Origin of the sequence: Vibrio sp. 10N.261.55.F4 (genome assembly GCF_041470465.1) — a bacterium.
In the GTDB taxonomy this organism is placed as follows: domain Bacteria; phylum Pseudomonadota; class Gammaproteobacteria; order Enterobacterales; family Vibrionaceae; genus Vibrio; species Vibrio crassostreae_C.
Window position 1 is genome coordinate 188,009 of sequence record NZ_JBFRMM010000002.1, and the last position, 16,631, is coordinate 204,639.

At 43.6% G+C, this 16,631-nt stretch carries 14 protein-coding genes and 3 pseudogenes; 10 read left to right on the top strand and 7 right to left on the bottom strand.

Features of this window, described 5'->3' with window-relative positions; all coding sequences use genetic code 11:
- Positions 1 to 43 precede the first annotated feature (43 nt).
- Both AB4249_RS01670 and AB4249_RS01675 read left to right on the top strand, forming a co-directional pair.
- The gene (locus tag AB4249_RS01670; RefSeq protein ID WP_372102313.1) at positions 44 to 946 is read left to right on the top strand and encodes a VirK/YbjX family protein; all 903 of its coding nucleotides are present in this window, start codon (positions 44 to 46) and stop codon (positions 944 to 946) included.
- Positions 947 to 1,214: 268 nt separating this feature from the next.
- Positions 1,215 to 2,918 carry an FAD-dependent oxidoreductase gene (locus AB4249_RS01675; protein ID WP_372102224.1) on the top strand — a complete coding sequence of 568 codons (1,704 nt, stop codon included), beginning with the start codon at positions 1,215 to 1,217 and terminating at the stop codon, positions 2,916 to 2,918.
- A gap of 145 nt (positions 2,919 to 3,063) precedes the next feature.
- Here the strand turns inward: AB4249_RS01675 and AB4249_RS01680 are convergent.
- The 3 genes and pseudogenes from AB4249_RS01680 to pnuC all read right to left on the bottom strand — a co-directional run bounded on the left by AB4249_RS01680 (position 3,064) and on the right by pnuC (position 5,341).
- Positions 3,064 to 3,744 (bottom strand): annotated as a pseudogene (locus AB4249_RS01680) (Crp/Fnr family transcriptional regulator).
- 125 nt (positions 3,745 to 3,869) lie between these two features.
- Positions 3,870 to 4,598, bottom strand: a complete 729-nt coding sequence (locus AB4249_RS01685; protein ID WP_372102225.1) for a nucleoside phosphorylase — start codon at positions 4,596 to 4,598, stop codon at positions 3,870 to 3,872.
- Positions 4,599 to 4,606: 8 nt separating this feature from the next.
- A complete protein-coding gene (pnuC, locus tag AB4249_RS01690) occupies positions 4,607 to 5,341 on the bottom strand; it encodes a nicotinamide riboside transporter PnuC (RefSeq protein ID WP_372102226.1) in 735 nt (244 codons plus the stop codon).
- 365 nt (positions 5,342 to 5,706) lie between these two features.
- Between pnuC and AB4249_RS01695 the strand changes: the two genes are divergently transcribed.
- Positions 5,707 to 5,910 (top strand): hypothetical protein, encoded by a 204-nt coding sequence (locus AB4249_RS01695; RefSeq protein WP_050645367.1) that lies wholly within the window; start codon positions 5,707 to 5,709, stop codon positions 5,908 to 5,910.
- Between the two features lie 42 nt (positions 5,911 to 5,952).
- Here AB4249_RS01695 and AB4249_RS01700 read toward each other — a convergent pair.
- Both AB4249_RS01700 and AB4249_RS01705 read right to left on the bottom strand, forming a co-directional pair.
- Positions 5,953 to 6,081, bottom strand: a pseudogene (locus tag AB4249_RS01700) (ABC transporter substrate-binding protein); the annotation flags it as partial.
- Positions 6,082 to 6,115: 34 nt separating this feature from the next.
- Positions 6,116 to 6,565, bottom strand: coding sequence for a PaaI family thioesterase (locus AB4249_RS01705; RefSeq protein WP_017067871.1), 450 nt, complete (start codon positions 6,563 to 6,565; stop codon positions 6,116 to 6,118).
- A 34-nt stretch (positions 6,566 to 6,599) separates the two neighbouring features.
- On the opposite strand from AB4249_RS01705, the gene AB4249_RS01710 reads away from it, so the two are divergent.
- Entirely contained in the window at positions 6,600 to 6,878 is a 279-nt protein-coding gene (locus AB4249_RS01710; protein ID WP_029235478.1) for a DUF134 domain-containing protein, read from the top strand.
- 63 nt (positions 6,879 to 6,941) lie between these two features.
- Here the strand turns inward: AB4249_RS01710 and nqrM are convergent, their stop codons facing one another.
- Both nqrM and AB4249_RS01720 read right to left on the bottom strand, forming a co-directional pair.
- Complete coding sequence (gene nqrM / locus AB4249_RS01715; RefSeq protein WP_017059103.1) at positions 6,942 to 7,139, bottom strand: (Na+)-NQR maturation NqrM; 198 nt, start codon at positions 7,137 to 7,139, stop codon at positions 6,942 to 6,944.
- Entirely contained in the window at positions 7,136 to 7,582 is a 447-nt protein-coding gene (locus tag AB4249_RS01720) for a NifB/NifX family molybdenum-iron cluster-binding protein (protein WP_017059102.1), read from the bottom strand. Before AB4249_RS01720 ends, nqrM begins: the two co-directional genes overlap by 4 nt.
- A 475-nt stretch (positions 7,583 to 8,057) precedes the next feature.
- Between AB4249_RS01720 and AB4249_RS01725 the strand changes: the two genes are divergently transcribed.
- The 6 genes and pseudogenes from AB4249_RS01725 to AB4249_RS01750 all read left to right on the top strand — a co-directional run.
- A complete protein-coding gene (locus tag AB4249_RS01725; protein WP_029235926.1) occupies positions 8,058 to 8,780 on the top strand; it encodes a DUF1007 family protein in 723 nt (240 codons plus the stop codon).
- Between the two features lie 94 nt (positions 8,781 to 8,874).
- Positions 8,875 to 9,972 (top strand): nickel/cobalt transporter, encoded by a 1,098-nt coding sequence (locus AB4249_RS01730; protein WP_372102227.1) that lies wholly within the window; start codon positions 8,875 to 8,877, stop codon positions 9,970 to 9,972.
- A 489-nt stretch (positions 9,973 to 10,461) separates the two neighbouring features.
- The gene (locus AB4249_RS01735; RefSeq protein ID WP_065583691.1) at positions 10,462 to 11,979 is read left to right on the top strand and encodes a triacylglycerol lipase; all 1,518 of its coding nucleotides are present in this window, start codon (positions 10,462 to 10,464) and stop codon (positions 11,977 to 11,979) included.
- A gap of 12 nt (positions 11,980 to 11,991) precedes the next feature.
- The gene (locus tag AB4249_RS01740) at positions 11,992 to 13,986 is read left to right on the top strand and encodes a choice-of-anchor X domain-containing protein (protein ID WP_372102228.1); all 1,995 of its coding nucleotides are present in this window, start codon (positions 11,992 to 11,994) and stop codon (positions 13,984 to 13,986) included.
- A gap of 480 nt (positions 13,987 to 14,466) precedes the next feature.
- Positions 14,467 to 14,961 (top strand): YcxB family protein, encoded by a 495-nt coding sequence (locus AB4249_RS01745; protein ID WP_017059097.1) that lies wholly within the window; start codon positions 14,467 to 14,469, stop codon positions 14,959 to 14,961.
- Positions 14,962 to 15,275: 314 nt separating this feature from the next.
- Positions 15,276 to 16,544, top strand: a pseudogene (locus tag AB4249_RS01750) (HD-GYP domain-containing protein); the annotation flags it as partial.
- Positions 16,545 to 16,631 lie beyond the last annotated feature (87 nt).

A 16,631-nucleotide genomic window follows, 5' to 3' on the forward strand; every position in this document is an offset into this window, starting at 1 on the left:
TGACACGACTATGTTCGAGCAATCCTTCTTCTTTGAGGTGATTATGAATGTCGTTCGCATGGGGATTGAAGCAAATACCCATAAAAATAAGGGTAAGTACAAAGCGATAGTTAAGTTTACTATTCGAGCCCTGTTTTATTATTCAGCTACTCGAAAAATGAGTAATAATTTCAACTCTGAAGAGAGAAAGTTATTATTTATCAAGCAACCCAACTTCCTTTCTAAATTTGTGACTCCCTACTTATGTACTGGCTTTAGCAATAAAGAAAAGATCGATATCTTATCCAAACACTACGACTGGTTTGAAAACACCTTCGCAACAGAAGCTAGACACCAAATCTATAACGAAAGGCTCAATCTTTTAAAACTTGAGATAGATGACAACGTTTATCTGGTTAATCTCAGCTTCGAAAGAAACGCGAGAAAAGAAGGTGAACTGACAGTTTCATTGACCAACTCTCAACTCGAAAAAATGTATACCATTTCGTTTACTGTTTTCGACAACAACATCTACATCGGCGGTATACAGGGTGGCGCCAATGACAATGGATTTAGCCGCACATTCACCAAAGCTTTTTACGGTTTAAGACCTAAATCCTTCATGGTAGAAACACTACGACTGCTCGCTATTAACTTGGGTATCGACAATATCTATGCGGTAAAAGAGTCTGGTCATGTCTCGAACTCATTACGCTACGGTAAGAAAAACAAAGACATCAGCCTTAAATACGACAGTCTGTGGGAAGAGCACGATGGACAGGTGCATGATAACTATTTCTATCGTCTCCCGACAAACCCGAACAGGAAAGATCTTGAAGCTCTAAAACGTCAAAAGCGTAAGTTGTATCGTGAGCGTTATGCCTGGCTAGATCTGTATGAACAAGATCTGAAGAACGTAATCAGTCAGCACATCCATGATCCTGTTCATTATGCTCATGACAGTTAATTTGGCTAACCTGTACTCGACTCGCTAACGCGTATTACCTTTACTAGCGTGCTTTAGTCTAATCACAGCCCTTGGACCAAACGCTCAATCCCGAGGTGATAGCTTCAAAATAAATATTAGACAATGCTAATTTACATCTTTATAGTATCTAGGTATTTCGAAAACTACTCAATCGCCGGCGACCAGCCAGTACTGATCATTAAGAAGATACAAGCTCTATGCTCGGCAATTTGTATAGTTAAACTTAGAGACAGTAATAGGTAAACGTATGACTAAAATTGTAATCATCGGTGGCGTAGCTGGAGGTGCTTCAGCTGCTGCACGCGCTCGTCGTCTTAGTGAAGAAGCCGAAATCATAATGTTTGAACGAGGACCATTCGTCTCTTTTGCCAACTGTGGATTGCCATACCACATAGGTGGCGATATCGAGGATAGAAGCAAGCTTCTGTTACAAACACCTGAAAGCTTCTTAGCTCGCTTCAACGTTGACGCACGAGTGATGAACGAAGTTACCTCTATTGATCGCACCAATAAAACCGTTACAGTCAAAAATCTTGTTGATGGTAATCACTACAGCGAGAGTTACGACTTCTTATTACTCAGCCCTGGAGCCGGTGCCGTCGTTCCTCCCATCTCAGGAATCGATAACCCCCTCACCCATTCACTACGCAATATTCCAGATATGGATCGCATCATCGAAACAATCCAAATGAATAAACCTGAGCACGCGACAGTTGTTGGCGGTGGCTTTATCGGCTTGGAAATGATGGAAGCGTTTCATCAGCTTGGGATCAAGACTTCGTTGATTGAGATGGCTGACCAAGTAATGACGCCAGTAGACCGGGAAATGGCCGGCTTTGCCCATGCGGAGATTCGTGACAAAGGCATCGACCTAAAACTCGGCGTCGCGCTTGAGTCTGTTAAATATATACCTAACGAACACATCGCAAGTTTTGATTCAGGCGAGAGCGAGAAGCACCAACACATAGAGGGTGAATTAGAATTAACACTTAATAATGGCGAGTCATTAACTACTGATATCTTAATCATGGCTATCGGTGTGCGTCCTGAGACTAAGTTAGCAAAAGAAGCAGGACTTCGAATTGGCGAACTAGGTGGTATCTACACCAATGAAATGATGCAGACTAGCGATCCTAGCATCTACGCTGTGGGTGATGTGGTCGAAGAAAAAGACTTTGTCACAGGTGCACAAACTCTAGTTCCGCTTGCTGGCCCTGCTAACCGTCAAGGTCGTATGGCTGCCGACAACATGCTCGGACGCAATGAAATCTATCAAGGTACACAGGGCACAGCTATCTGTAAGATTTTTGACCTAGCCGTTGCCTCAACAGGGAAAAACGAAAAACAGTTGAAGCGTGAAGGCGTCGACTATGAAAAAGTCTATGTGCATACCGCAAGCCACGCTAGCTACTATCCTGGCGCTGAGATTGTCTCGTTCAAGATGTTATTCGCCCCTAAGACAGGGAAAATACTAGGTGCGCAAGCCGTCGGTAAAGATGGCGTTGATAAACGCATTGATGTTATGGCAGTAGCTCAACGTGCAGGTATGACCGTTGATCAGCTTCAACACCTTGAATTAACCTATGCACCACCTTACGGGAGTGCCAAGGACGTGATTAACCAAGCCGCTTTTGTAGCCAACAACATCATTAAGGGTGACGCCACTCCGATTCACTTCGATGAAATGGATTCACTGACAGACGAGCAAGTTCTTCTTGATGTACGTAATCCTGGCGAGCTTGAAAATGTTGGCTTTATCAAAGATGCGATCAACATTCCTGTAGACCAATTGCGTCACCGTATGGACGAGCTACCAAAAGACAAAGAGATCGTTATCTATTGTCAAGTTGGGTTACGCGGTAACGTGGCTTATCGCCAACTCGTCAACAACGGCTTTAAAGCACGCAACTTAATCGGTGGTTATAGAACACTCATGTATGCAAAAGCTTAAGGATTAATACTTAGTCGCCGGTAATGGTGCGCGGACACTTACGGGCTAGTTGCTGAGAGAAAGTCGCTCATAAATAGATGCGAGTAGTTAATAGTAAACATTGAAAAACCGAGCTTGGCATTTAAGTAAGTGCCAAGCTCTTTTATTATTCGTAGGAGTCAATAAAAGCTTGCAGTGCTCGCTGATCGACAATTTCTAACCCTTGCTCTCCTTTTCTGATGAAACCCTTTTCTAATAGGTCTTTAACCGCTCTTCGATACACTCTGCTCGATGTACCAAATCGTTCTGCTTCTTGATTCACTTTATCGAAACCGCCTAACACAGTGTTAGTCTCGCTTTGAACCAATAAATCATACGCAATATTGTAGGTAATTGAGTGTAAAAGACGGTTAGTGTAAATACCCATAGAGTCTTGATAATCTTCCGCCAATGCAGAGGCAAAGAAGAACATCATCCCCGGATTTTCAAGTAGTGCTTCTGCTAATCTCTAAATGCAAATAACATCAACTTGCATGTGTTCATCAGCCACTACGTTCCACTGACAAGGGGTCTGCGTGAAAAACTCCATCTCACCGAAGATATGGTAATCACAATTCACTTCGCCCAATTGAAAGCGTCGCCCATTAGCCGCCGAAATACTCATAGAGACTCTTCCTGCGGGCACTACATAAAGATACTGAAGCTGCTCACCTTGACGTAGGATTTCATCATTTTGATTGAAGTAACGAGAGTTAACTTGGTGTTGGTAGATGAGATCTCTAAATTCAGAGCTTTTTTTTTCTAAGTAGTTTTTAAAGCGTCCGCTTGAGTATGGTGCAATCTTCATACTTACTCTCTCATTGCATTACTGCTGTTTATATTCAAACGATTGTAACCACTTAAACCACAGGAGAGAACCCAATAAAAAAGCGACGGTCTCCCATCGCTTTCGTCTTGCATTTATTCAGGCTCTTATTGAGTAATTAATGCTTCCAGTGCCGCTAATGACGCTAGCCGCTCTCCTTGCATCATTGCCTCAGCCTCATCGACATATTGCCCAACGCCCTCTTTTACATCTTGTTCATACAAGACAACATTGTTCAAGATAGAAGCGACATTAAGCCCTCTCAAGCGTCCAACGGTAAACAACGCGGATGTTTCCATGTCTGCACCTAAAATGCTTTTGCCATTCCAGTACTGACAAAGCGCCTTCTCGTCATCGGTATAAAAACTGTCGTGTGAGCGCACTGTTCCTAAATAGTAAGGTGTTGACTGCTGCTGCAAGAACCCATCTAGCTCTTTGAGCAGGGAGAAGCTTGCATAAGCGGGATACGACGGTTTAACGTAAGCCGCAGATCCCCCCTCATCACGAACCGCGCCCTCTGCAATAATTAGCTCACCAAGCCCGATATGTGACTGCATTGCGCCTGCAGACCCTACTCGGACAATATGAGTCACACCACAAAACTTAAGCTCTTCTACCGCAATGATCATTGAAGGTGCACCAATGCCCGTGCTGCAAACCGATATCGCTTTACCTTGATATTGACCAGTGAAGATTCGATATTCACGGTTTTCAGAGACCAGTTCAGCATGTTCAAGCAAGTTAGCGATTCGATTCGCTCTATCTGGCTCACCACAAACAATAACTAACGGAGCAATTTGCGTTTCATCAACGCAGATATGAGGTTGCTTTGCCATCTTCACTCCTAAGAAGCCGTTGCTTGAGTTAACGATTTATCACTGTTTCGTTTAGCTGTGCGTGCCCACTCACGAGTACCGTTTGCCGCAATAATCATTAAGATTGCGTATTGAACAGACATTGCGTACACACCCTGCGTCGCATAAATACCAACGCTGATAATGTTAATCACAATCCACAGTATCCAGTTTTCAACATACTTACGTGTCATAAGAACTTGAGCAACAATAGATAGAATGGTCATCGTGGCATCCCAGAATGGGAACGCATCCGGTTCAAGCACTGGCTCCGCTAAATCCGCACCAAATAGATTCAAGCTATCTACCGCGATGTTTGCTAGCGCAAAAAAGAATGGGTCGATGTACATAGTTAACAAAGCAATAGAAATCGCACAGGCTGCAGCCGTTGCCACCAGCTTATTTTGACTCAACCAGCGAACTTCTAGCGTTTCACCTTGCTGATTAGGGCGTGTCCATGCGTACCAGCCGTAAATGTTGGCGCAGAAGAAAAAGAGTTGTAGAAGTAACAGTCCGTATAACTGAATTTGGAAAAAGATAACCGCGAATAAGGTGACATTCAGCAATCCGAACAGGTAGTTAATGGTTTTTTCTTGGCTTGCAAACCAAATACACAACAAACCAAACACGGTGCCGAATGCTTCAATCCAGCTCATTGCATAGCCATCCCCTATTGGGATATTGACTAGAGTATTGTTGATATCAAGTAGGGCGAATAGGTCCATAGGGATGTCCTTTATTATTTGTTTTAGTAGCACCTATCTTATTGCGCCGATAGAAACAAAGAGGAGGACATTTGTCCCCCCTAGATTGCATGCGATCATAAATCAGAATAATAATTCCGGAAAATCAAATTCACAGAAAGGTGTCATCGCCCTCCCAACAGTCTTGAACTCGAAACTCCAACAGCAGAACAAATCACTTCCAAAAACGAAACTTTAGCTTACTGGCTTTAAGCTGATATCGCGTTGACGAGCGCTCTTGAGAAGCGCATGCTTTTATTTCGAGCAGAATCGTTGTCTGGCGTGTTAACCGTTTAACCGCCCTAAAACTCGTTCTGTGCAACGTACTCAATTGAATGGCAGGTCACATGAATAAAGTAATTATGTTAGTAATGGGGCTGCTTTTTACCAGTCGATTGTTTGCCAGTATTGTGCCACATGTTGGTCAGCTTGAGCATGATGCGCCTATTCTCCTTCGCTCGGCATTGATTGTGGGAGTTGCGGCTTACGCGGTTTGGAGTGCATTCAAATACTTCAAAAAGACCAAGGCCTCTGGTTCAGATCAACTGTAACGGCGAAAGTCCAAAAGCTTTTGAATATGCCTCTAATTTCGATTACTGATCTGCGAAATAATCGACCAAGATTTTACGCCACTTTCGTGACTCACGAATCTTCAACAGGGCGCGGTTAATCTCTTCTTCGTACACGTTATTTTCAGTGATTATGAAACCGTAGTTGGACTTTTATAACTGATAAAACAACACCGCTATACCAAGCTTAAGTTTGATAGCTAGAAACTGACATAAACTGGCTTTGTGCCGACGAACATAACTTTCCGCACTGAGTAATTTGGCTTTCTAGGAAGTAGATATTACGTCTACTTTTGACCCACTGGGCACGAACTTCCAGTTCTTGACCAATCAAAATCGGATGGTGAAAACGAGAGGTTAAACTCACCGTCATCGCCTTGATATCATTCTGAAATAGACAATGCAACATCGCGCTGTCATGCAATGTAGTGACAATGCCACCTTGCATGATGCCATCGTAGCCCTCAGCTTTATCTGTTGGTACAATCTTGGCTCTGGTTTTATATTTAGCTACTGCCTCATTCTTAGTTAAAGTGTCATGCTCGCCAATAGCTTCAAAACAAATGGCGCTGTCGTTGAAAAAACCTTGGCTGCACACTTGGCAACGCCGATGATTGTGTGGAATGAAAACCTTCATACTTACCTTTACCCATAGATTGCTAGAGATTGATATGGCTCGACCAAAAAAACATCGCCAGTTGTGTACCCGTACGGCTTACTCTTGTTTTAAGCCCAATGGTGTTCCTATGGACGAGCTTCATAAAGAAGAATTGCTATTGGAAGAGCTCGAAGCCTTGCGCTTGGCTGATCAAGAAGGCCTGAGCCAGCTTGAAGCCGCTGAACAAATGCAGGTGTCTCGCCAAACGTTCGGCAACATTATCAAGCGTGCACGAGCTAAAGTCGCCAAGTGCATCGTCAATGGTCACGCGTTGGTGATTCAAAGTAGTTAATTAACGTGTTAGCCAGAAGTTATTTAACTCAGTGAGCGAGAACTCTGATGCTTACTTCGATACTTAGCTTGATGGCTCAGTAATCTGATACAGCTTTTTGCTTTGCCCTTCACACACATCCTTGCAATTGCATTCACGCTCAATATCTAACTGCGCCAATCCTCCACAGCTGCCTTTGATTGGCTTGCGCGAAAAAATCACGCCTATCGCCATCAATGTAACGACTCCGACAAACCCCAATAGCGTCAACAAAAAGGTCATTGTCGGAACCCTCGAATAGCACCTAGCTGATTAGGCTGTACCATTAGAATCGAAGCTTGTTTTTTGTGCCCGTTTTCGCCGCACGTTTTATTGCCACACCCACTATTTCTCGGCTCGCGACCATAATCGAGATCGGTCACTTCCCGTAGATTGTCGAAATCCAAAGCCCCGATTTCTGCCTTACCTGTCGATGCCAAGACTCGAATATCGTTATTGAACAAGTGCGCCAGCATCTTCTTACCAATATAACGAACCACCACAGATTTCACATCGTAAGAACGGAGAACCGAAATCCATTGCTTCTTTTTATTGCAAGAGGTGTCGGAGTCAATCAAAGGAACAATCTGTTTTATCTGTCGTTGTTCATCGACAATCGCGATCTGTGGGGAACGAGCAAAGTGGTTGCCAACATGAAGGTCGCGACAAGGTACTGCGTATAACATAGTAACTTCCTGTTATTGATGATCAGGAGTTCAGCATACGCCCCATTATTGGCATATGCCAATAACTATCATGTGAAAAATAAGATTTACTGGATCGATAACTAAGATCACAAGCACCCAAACTTACCGTCATATTCAGCCTATCTCAGTTACCTTTCAAATAACCATATATACTAGGGGGTAGTATTTTTACTGGGGGTATTTTTTGCGTTGTTAATGCCTGTTATCAAGAGCCAAGCTCAAACCCATTACAAAAAGGCCTCGCACAACCGAGAGCTTAATCGACTATTCAACGTCACACACTAGTCTGAATAATGTCGAATTAGGGACCAATCAAAGATGTTTATAGGAAAAATAGGTTGGATTGAAAATCAAGAATTGCAGTCGGCTTCAATGTAAACAAGCTTATAATTTGAAGAGAACAACGCATCGGGTTGTTATAATATAACATCACACTAAATTACCATCATTTCTCATGAAACAGCCATTTATTCTAATCGATGTCATCAATCGCCTCTCCACACGCTATGTAAGCCGTTTCTCGACATGCTTTCGCTCTCTCAAGGGCTTGACTGTTGGCCTAGCATTATTGTGTTTTGCGCCAAATCTATATGCCCACCCTCACTCTTGGATAGAGATGAAAACTCATATTGAGGGAGAGAATGGCATGATCACCGGTCTCTCTATGGAGTGGTCTTTTGATGCAATGACCTCGATGTACATGTTGGATGGAGAAGACGTCTCTGCCGATACAGAAACTGAAACATTCAAAAAGCTCGCTGCGTCTGTAATCGAAAACATGATGTACGAGCACTACTTCACGTACTTTTATGATGGTGAAGAGCCCATCAAATATCAGGTGGTTGAGAACGCAAAGTTTGAGCGTGATAAAGCCAAGATGGTTCTAACATTTGACCTACCACTTTCTAAACCTAAGCCTGTGACACGAAACTCGCTTCGCGTATTGATTTTTGACCCTAGTTACTTTGTCGACATGTCGTGGCTATCCAACAGCGACGTGACATTGTCACCTGAACTAGCAAGACAATGCCATTTAGAATTAATCGAGCCTAACCCGACGCCAGAGCAAATGAGTTATGCAATGTCTTTACCTGTCGATGCAGATCCAGATAACACGCTAGGCCAACTGTTTACACAATCGGTTGAGCTTCATTGTGCGGCAGTTCCCGCTTCTTAGTCGCAGTGATTCGTTTCAGCCTTTAAGTCAGCGTCTAGCTGATTAAGCATGGCAACTAATTAACAGAAAGATTTCAGATATAGGTTCTTGTTAAATGAAGAAAAATCAATCCAAAATCAATCACTACCTCATTGGTGCTGGCGCGTTCGTGCTTATTACTATTGGTGCGTATCAACTGTGGTCCATGTGGCCATCGTTAGTTATCTCTAGCATTCAATGGCAAAGAGAAGTCAATTCAGAACTTGCAGACCTGCTCTATGAAGCTAAATCCAACCCTTGGGGCGCAGGCAGTTACCTTATCGGGTTCAGCTTTATCTATGGCATGCTTCATTCTTTGGGGCCTGGGCACGGCAAAGTTATCGTGTCGACTTACTTAGCGACTCACCCAACCAAAGCCAAGGCGAGTTTAGTGCTTACGGTCGTCTCCGCTTTTTTACAAGCATTGGTCGCAATCTTACTAGTAAGCGTGTTGCTGTGGGGCTTTAGTGCTTCCATGCGAGTAGTGAATGACAAAGCGAATATGTTTGTTTCATTAAGCTTTGCCTTAGTCGCGGTCGTCGGCGCGCTTATATGTTGGAAGGCTTTGAAAAACATCTACACCGCTATGCGTAAGCCTAAGCTGAAAGTGAAAGCCATCACTACACTCGCAACAGACACAGCTGCGACAATTTCAGCGCGTTCGCCAATGGCACTTCGTTCATCAATATCAGCCCCTTCTCCGATAATCGACGCTACTAGCACAATGCAAGCCGCAGCTAACACTGATGCAGATCATTCTCATGCCGACTGTGGGTGCGGCCACCAGCATGTTGCCGATGCAGACGCAATTAACAAAGCCTCAACGCTCCGAGAATATGCGGGAATCATCGTGACGATTGGCGTGAGACCATGTACTGGCGCGATTATGGTTCTGCTTTTCGCAAACATGGTTGGCTTATATTGGATGGGGGTTGTCAGTGCCTTTGCAATGGCGATTGGTACTGCTTTCACAACCTCGACGATTGCTATAATGACACTAACAGGCAAGAACTTGGTAAAACGCTATTTGGCTGCAGGTAGCAAGAGTAACAGTGCGACACTGAACGCCGCAGGTCATTATTTACAACTCTTTGGTGGGGTTTTGCTTGTCTTAATTGGCTTGTTGCTAATGAGTGGACAAGACAGCGGTATGTCGCCTGTTTTCACTATGTAGCGAACGATGTAATAACAAACCTCAGTTTATTGCGACCTTTACCATTTTTACTAAAAAACACTAGCCCTTATCTCTCAAATCTGAATTAACAGCCACATAATTTCTACTAACCTAACTTTGCACAGCCAGTTAGGTTAGTAGTCAGCCATTCAGAACAGCGCGCTCTATGTAGTTCTGTAACAAACCTACATCCAACTTTGATTTTCCTATTCTTAGCTACTCTTTCATAAACTAACTTAGATTGTTCTAACAATATTAGAGCACTATCCCCCTCCTTTTGAAAATAAGGACATAACTTCCGCAATCCAGAAACTACGATCGCACTCTTCCTATTTTGAAAAAAAATAGAGCAGCAGTTTTATCAATTGAGTAACAAGCCGAAATTATACCCAATAAATTTCACATCAAACTCCAAGCCTTTACCTTACAACTACAGATAGAACTTTCTTCAACCAAATTCTTGGATAACCTATACTCAAAGGTAAACAAATGAAACTATACATTCCGAGCGCCACGCTCAGTGTTTTGTTACTTTCTCCGAGTTTCGCGAGTGCCGAAGATATACCTGATTCATACGAATTGCGTAATTTTTCGATGCGCTCACAAAGCTCTGGGATAGCCCCACCGCAAGAAGAACTCGGCGTTTATGTTGTGAATTCGGGTCCTGGTCTGGATACCGGTTGTACCTATGCTTCTGGCGGACCTCTACTTATCTCTTTACCTGTTCCTATGGTCGTCAGCCCCAACGTTTTACAAAGTGACGGGAGAATTGCTCCGAGTAAACTGGGCGATATGCAGCAAAAAGGCGTTATCGGTTCTAACGCAAGGATCAGCATGCCGGTCTTCGACATAGACTCCAATGCCAACGTCAGTAATATTGCTCCAGAAATAGATATCGTATCTTTTAACGGAAAGTCTTTAGGTACGCTGCAAGGCGCTGATAACCGTTGGACGGATACTAACCTTCAAGTCGATATCAGTGATATCAAGTTCGGCCAAAACAATGAGATTCGCGTCGATATTGATACTGGCAATACGGGAGACAACTGGTGTATGTCTGTCGATTGGGTCTCAATCGAGTTTGATGTTGCCATTCCTGTGATTCTTGCTCATGGCATTGCTGCACAATCAGACACTTGGGATGATGATACGGCTCCAGGCGTGCTTTCTACACTTGATGACTATGGCATTCGTTATACTCGTTTCTCTGCTGACAAAAATGGAACCACAGCGACTAACGCTAATATCTTGAACAACAAAATTCAGGGTTTTCTCGATGAGTTGAAATCCGACAAAGTTCACGTCATTGCACACAGTAAAGGCGGGCTAGATACCCAAAACCTCAAAGCACTTAGCCCTTCCTTTGAGATAACCTCCCTTTCTACTTTCTCCACACCTCACCTTGGTAGCGTCGCAGCAGATTTGTCGGTGATAAAAATGGACCACTACGCCGATATCTACAGTAACGTCAGTACCGATCCAAATAATTACGCTGGCAAGTACATGCAACTCCCAAATATTCCGTTTGCGGGTCCTAAAATGCCTGGTATCCGTGATCTAACAACGGATACAGCATCAAACGCGATCCAAATGCGTACTCGCGGCAATATTGCAAATACATTTTCTATTGGGGCAAATGCCGATCTCAACCAAGACGGTGTTATTGAGAAAGATCCTGATATCGTTGGCCTATTCCCATGGGGATCGCGTTGGGCAGGCGTTAACGCTTGGCAGGCGCTAAGAAGCTTTAGTTCTGCGGCCTACCTCGATACTCAAACTCAACCGGTCACAATGCCAAGTGTGCATGGACCACAAGCTCATCCAATCACCATAGTCAGTTACCAAGCCATTCAAACAGTACCGCAAGAAAATGATGTTGTTGTGACCTTGGCAAGCGCTAACCCAAGTTATACCAATGCATTGGGTAACGTATTGGCTAACCACTCAACAATGAAAACGGGACAAAACGTTGAACGTTTTCTACAACAAATTATTTCAATGCGCTAAGGAGTGGCCACAATGAAATTCATCAAGCAATTAGTGATGGTGTTCAGTCTTTTCTGTACCTTCATCACACCGGCTATCGCCAGTAATGCAATACCCGTTGGGATGAGTACAAGCACGACACTATCTCAACCAGTGACTAGTAACGATAACGAAGTCACAATGCTATTTACCATCGACAAAGCGGAAGCCCTAAAAGCAGAAATCATCGTGCCGTTGGATGATGCAACCGTATATTTAGTCAAGCCTAACGGGCAAGTCGCAACATCATCCAATGATGTGCAAGCGAACATACTTTCAGGTGACACACAAAGTCCGCCGCTACCGGGCAGATATTTATTTTTGCCTGAAGTAACTACCCCTGAACCTGGCGAATGGAAGATCGTCGTTGATTTTCCAAACCCAAGTTACAACACAGTAATTATTGCTCAGGTTGCGATCCAATCCCCTATTGCGTTTGGCATAGCGATAGCTGCAAACCAATTTGTGGTCGGTGAACCAGTTCCCGTTTCTGCATTACTGACAAACAAAGGGAATCCAATCACAGGTGCCCAAACCAGCGCAGTGATCATTGATGAAGCTGGAATAAAAACACGCCTGACGCTTAAAGATGAGGGTGTCAATTTCGATGCTATTGCTAAAGATGGTGTCTACAGCAATATTTTCGTTCCACCCGCTGAAGGGGATTATCTAATTGAAGGCATAACGTCTTTTGAAGAATATGGAACAACTATCACTCGCCAGACAAGTAAAAAAATCCACGTACTACCCTCTGACATTGAATTTGTCAGCCTCTCACTCGCTCCACTGTTTTCCTCTGAAAGCTGTGTTATTGCCTTAGAGCAGCGCTTGGAACTTGATGTTAAATCCGCGGGGGATTTTGCCATTCATGGTTACCTCACCGATGGAATTGACGAGCTGAACACAAGCAAACGTCTGCAACTCAAACCTGCGAAGCAAATCGTCACTCTACAGTACTCAACTGAAGATATTTTTGGCGCGTTTGATTCAGCGTCTACTTTGACCTCCAACCCGACGATCATCTACGCAATCACTCAAGATGACATACGAATTTCAGCCCCTCGAATTCAGTTTGAAGAATTTATTGATTTAGCATCTTTTGAGCGTTGCCGCGAACCGATTGAAGTCACGGGGAGTTTAGTCACCACACCGACTATGTCGCAAGATGGAACCTACATTGATTCGTTGAGTTTTGAGTTTCCTATCCATGTTACGCGCAGTGGAACTTACACAGGTTCGGTAAATATCGTTGGTGCAGCCGGAGAGTATTTAGAGCTAGTGAGTTTCCAAGAACCGCTTGAGGCTGGCGAAAACACCATCAAGTTTACCGTTCCTGGTGACACGTTTAAGCAAGCCGATGGTCCTTATGAACTGAACGCACTGCTAATCTACAGTGGCGTTGACTCCTATCGACAAGGAGTTCTCGGTCAAACTCCACCATACCAAGCCTCTGATTTCAGTCCGCCAGTGAATGTGACCCTCCCCTCTAACCTATTCGGTTTGGAAAGAGAAAACTGGCAAGCAACCCCGGCAACACAAGTCACGCAACATCGTGTCGGTGGTTACTTGAGAGCGGGGGCTTCAATCCCATACGACTACGAAACACTAGCGAGTTTTGACTTAAGTGAGGTTCGAGGGAAAATCAAACAGGCTACGCTTATTGTTGACTTCGGAGATTCAACCCTTCAATTTCCATTCAACAATGTGACTGCGCATATCGTTAATCAAACTTGGTCTCCAAACACACTGGATTACGACACGTTCTGTGAGTCTTTTACAATATGTGCAGCATGGAGTAATCCACTTACTACATTCAACAACGTAGAAGCAGGTCAAACGCTTAGGTTTACCAACTCTAAACTATTAGAAGCATTAAATGAGAAGAGAGTGTCTGGGTTGAACAAACTAGATATTGCTCTTACCTCTTCTCCCTATGAAAGAAGTTTCTTCATTAACGTTAAGCAGGTGTCATTATTCATCGAGTACTGATCCTAAAACTGAGATCCTAAACTGAAATAGAATAAGGCCATGCCCAAGGTATCGCTTTGGGCATGGCCTCTCAGAGTGAACAGTGATGAACTTTGCAAGCTTCATATGTTTATTCTGTTAGAGCAGACTATGCCAGCCCCTCAACAGTAGTGATAAAGCACGCTAATCACTATAGACTCCATCAACCAACAAAATGAGATCGAAGTTTTATCCAAAAAGGCCAGTAGTCCCAACAACCGGGTGACTCCACAGATCTATCCATCCCATCACCAAATTTTTAGGTGACTTTAAAGATGCCCCTACACTAGTCTGATAGCTAAAGTTAGAATAGACCCGTTAAGTATCATCGATTTACAAAACAGAGCCAAAATATCTAAATAAAAACAGTGAGAAGCGATACAATAATCAAGTTGCAAAATTGCAGCGTGGGACACCTGCCCACTGACAGCCCATTCACAGAGAACCATAAAGTAGCCTCACATGTCTAAAGAACCCGGTTTCACTACAGAATACAAACTCGACAAGACGTTTTTCGCGGAGTGTTATGATCAAACTAGCCTTCCGACTCAATTTCCAAAAGCCTACTTAAAAGGAATACTGTTTCTTATTTTTGGTGTGGTTCTACTGGAGTTTGAACTATTACCTAACGGCTATGTTGGCTGGTTCTTTATCGTTTTGAGTGTGATTGAAGCATTCAGTGTGTACTGCAAAAGAACCTGGTGGTTATGGCGACAAAAGATCAGCTCAGGCGCAGGCAGCAAAATTGTCTTTCAAGGTGACGCTAACGGAGTAAGTTACAAAAACCACAAAGCGACCAACACCATCGCGTGGAGTGACATCGACCAACTTGAGCAGACCGATCTTGGTTTTATCCTGCATATCGGTAAACAGCGCCAATATGTGAGTAAATCTTGTTTAAACGATGAAGCTATTGCCTTCATGATTGAACACCACGCCGCATCAAAAGCGAAATAACACCAATAAATGCCTGCTGACTTAGCAGGCATAATCGAGAAAGCTAAATACGGAACATTGTTATATAGCGTATGTGAGCGCTTATTTGCCGATATGCATGCAGGTTACACTTTAACTAGGGGCAATTTCCTTCTCGAAATTGCCCCTTCCATCGATTGCCCCTATTCATGAAAACCCTTGTTCATGTGCATCCCCCCCCTGTTGCAGGGCGCGAGCACACTTTGTTCAATTTATAACCCAAAGAAGACTCGTGCCCGATAATCATCGTTCCAAGCAGCCTTCTTCAACTTCACTTTTTGGCTTGGTGCACCACATTCGCATTGCTTCAGCATGTGACAACCAGAGTCAAAGAAATTGATGAACTTTCCGAAGCCATGATGGAAATGATGGCTGAGATTCAATTGCACGAAAAACAACAAGAAGAATTCATCGAAGCGTTTATTCGCCTTATTGCTCAAGCGATCGATGATAAGTCACCGTACACAGCAGGACACTGTAATCGCGTTCCAGAAATTGGCATGATGCTGGCAAGTGCAGCTGAGAAATGCCAAAGCGGTAAGTTCAAAGACTTTGCTTTCCAAAATGATGCCGAACGAAGAGAGTTTCGTATTGCTGCCTGGTTGCATGACTGCGGAAAAATTACGACGCCAGAACATATTGTTGATAAGGGCACTAAACTTGAAGCGAACTACAACCGAATCAATGAAATTCGAACTCGGTTTGAAGTCCTACGGAGAGATGCAGAAATCGATTACTTAAACGTGTTATTGCACAGTGAGGTAAGTAAGGATAAAGCAAATGCCGAGTTTAAAGAAAAAGTACGCCAGTTGAACGATGACTTTGAGTTCCTTGCCAAGGCTAACATCGGTGGTGAATTCATGAGTGAAGATAAAGTTGCTCGAATTAAGCAAATTGCTGAGAAAACATGGTTACGTTACTTTGACGATCGCTTGGGTTTGTCGCCATTTGAAGAAATGAACAAACCCGAACAGGATTCGTCTCTACCAGTCATGGAAAAACTGCTAGAAGATAAACCTGAGCACATCATTAGACGTGTGCGACCCGTCGAATTCGAACCTGAGCATGGCATCCAAATGCAAGTTCCTGAGCATCAATACAACATGGATGAGGTATACAATCTAACGATTTCACGTGGGACTTTGACACCGGAGGATCGTTTCAAAATCAATGAGCATATGATTAGTGGGATAAGAATGCTTGAAGCTTTGCCATTTCCACCTGAACTGAGCAATGTACCGCGCTATGCTTCCACGCACCATGAAACACTCAAAGGTAACGGTTATCCACGGAAATTGAATGCCGAGGATTTATCGATACCAGAACGTATATTGGTGATTGCAGACATATTTGAAGCGTTAACCGCAGGAGACCGGCCATACAAGAAAGCGAAGCCTGTGAGTATCGCTATCGATATAATGTATCAAATGGCAGTGGATGAGCATTTGGATATGGACTTATTCTTACTGTTCTTGGAGAGCGGAGTGTACCTCGACTACGCGAAGAAATTTATGCCGGAAGCACATGTTGACGAGGTCGACATTCAAAAATATCGATCTGACTAAACCGAAAAGGTGTCTAGTGGCATAGTAAATTTAGCTACCCAATTCAAAGGTGATGTATAATCAGCGCAATACTTAAAGCAGCGACCT

Bases quoted from the DNA above. Each gene is read 5' to 3' on its own strand.
- AB4249_RS01675 (WP_372102224.1), top strand. From the start codon at position 1,215: ATGACTAAAATTGTAATCATCGGTGGCGTAGCTGGAGGTGCTTCAGCT.
- AB4249_RS01720 (WP_017059102.1), bottom strand. From the start codon at position 7,582: ATGTTATACGCAGTACCTTGTCGCGACCTTCATGTTGGCAACCACTTT.
- AB4249_RS01740 (WP_372102228.1), top strand. From the start codon at position 11,992: ATGAAATTCATCAAGCAATTAGTGATGGTGTTCAGTCTTTTCTGTACC.
- AB4249_RS01735 (WP_065583691.1), top strand. From the start codon at position 10,462: ATGAAACTATACATTCCGAGCGCCACGCTCAGTGTTTTGTTACTTTCT.
- nqrM (WP_017059103.1), bottom strand. From the start codon at position 7,139: ATGACCTTTTTGTTGACGCTATTGGGGTTTGTCGGAGTCGTTACATTG.
- AB4249_RS01670 (WP_372102313.1), top strand. From the start codon at position 44: ATGAATGTCGTTCGCATGGGGATTGAAGCAAATACCCATAAAAATAAG.
- AB4249_RS01685 (WP_372102225.1), bottom strand. From the start codon at position 4,598: ATGGCAAAGCAACCTCATATCTGCGTTGATGAAACGCAAATTGCTCCG.
- pnuC (WP_372102226.1), bottom strand. From the start codon at position 5,341: ATGGACCTATTCGCCCTACTTGATATCAACAATACTCTAGTCAATATC.
- AB4249_RS01745 (WP_017059097.1), top strand. From the start codon at position 14,467: ATGTCTAAAGAACCCGGTTTCACTACAGAATACAAACTCGACAAGACG.
- AB4249_RS01730 (WP_372102227.1), top strand. From the start codon at position 8,875: ATGAAGAAAAATCAATCCAAAATCAATCACTACCTCATTGGTGCTGGC.
- AB4249_RS01710 (WP_029235478.1), top strand. From the start codon at position 6,600: ATGGCTCGACCAAAAAAACATCGCCAGTTGTGTACCCGTACGGCTTAC.
- AB4249_RS01695 (WP_050645367.1), top strand. From the start codon at position 5,707: ATGAATAAAGTAATTATGTTAGTAATGGGGCTGCTTTTTACCAGTCGA.
- AB4249_RS01705 (WP_017067871.1), bottom strand. From the start codon at position 6,565: ATGAAGGTTTTCATTCCACACAATCATCGGCGTTGCCAAGTGTGCAGC.
- AB4249_RS01725 (WP_029235926.1), top strand. From the start codon at position 8,058: ATGAAACAGCCATTTATTCTAATCGATGTCATCAATCGCCTCTCCACA.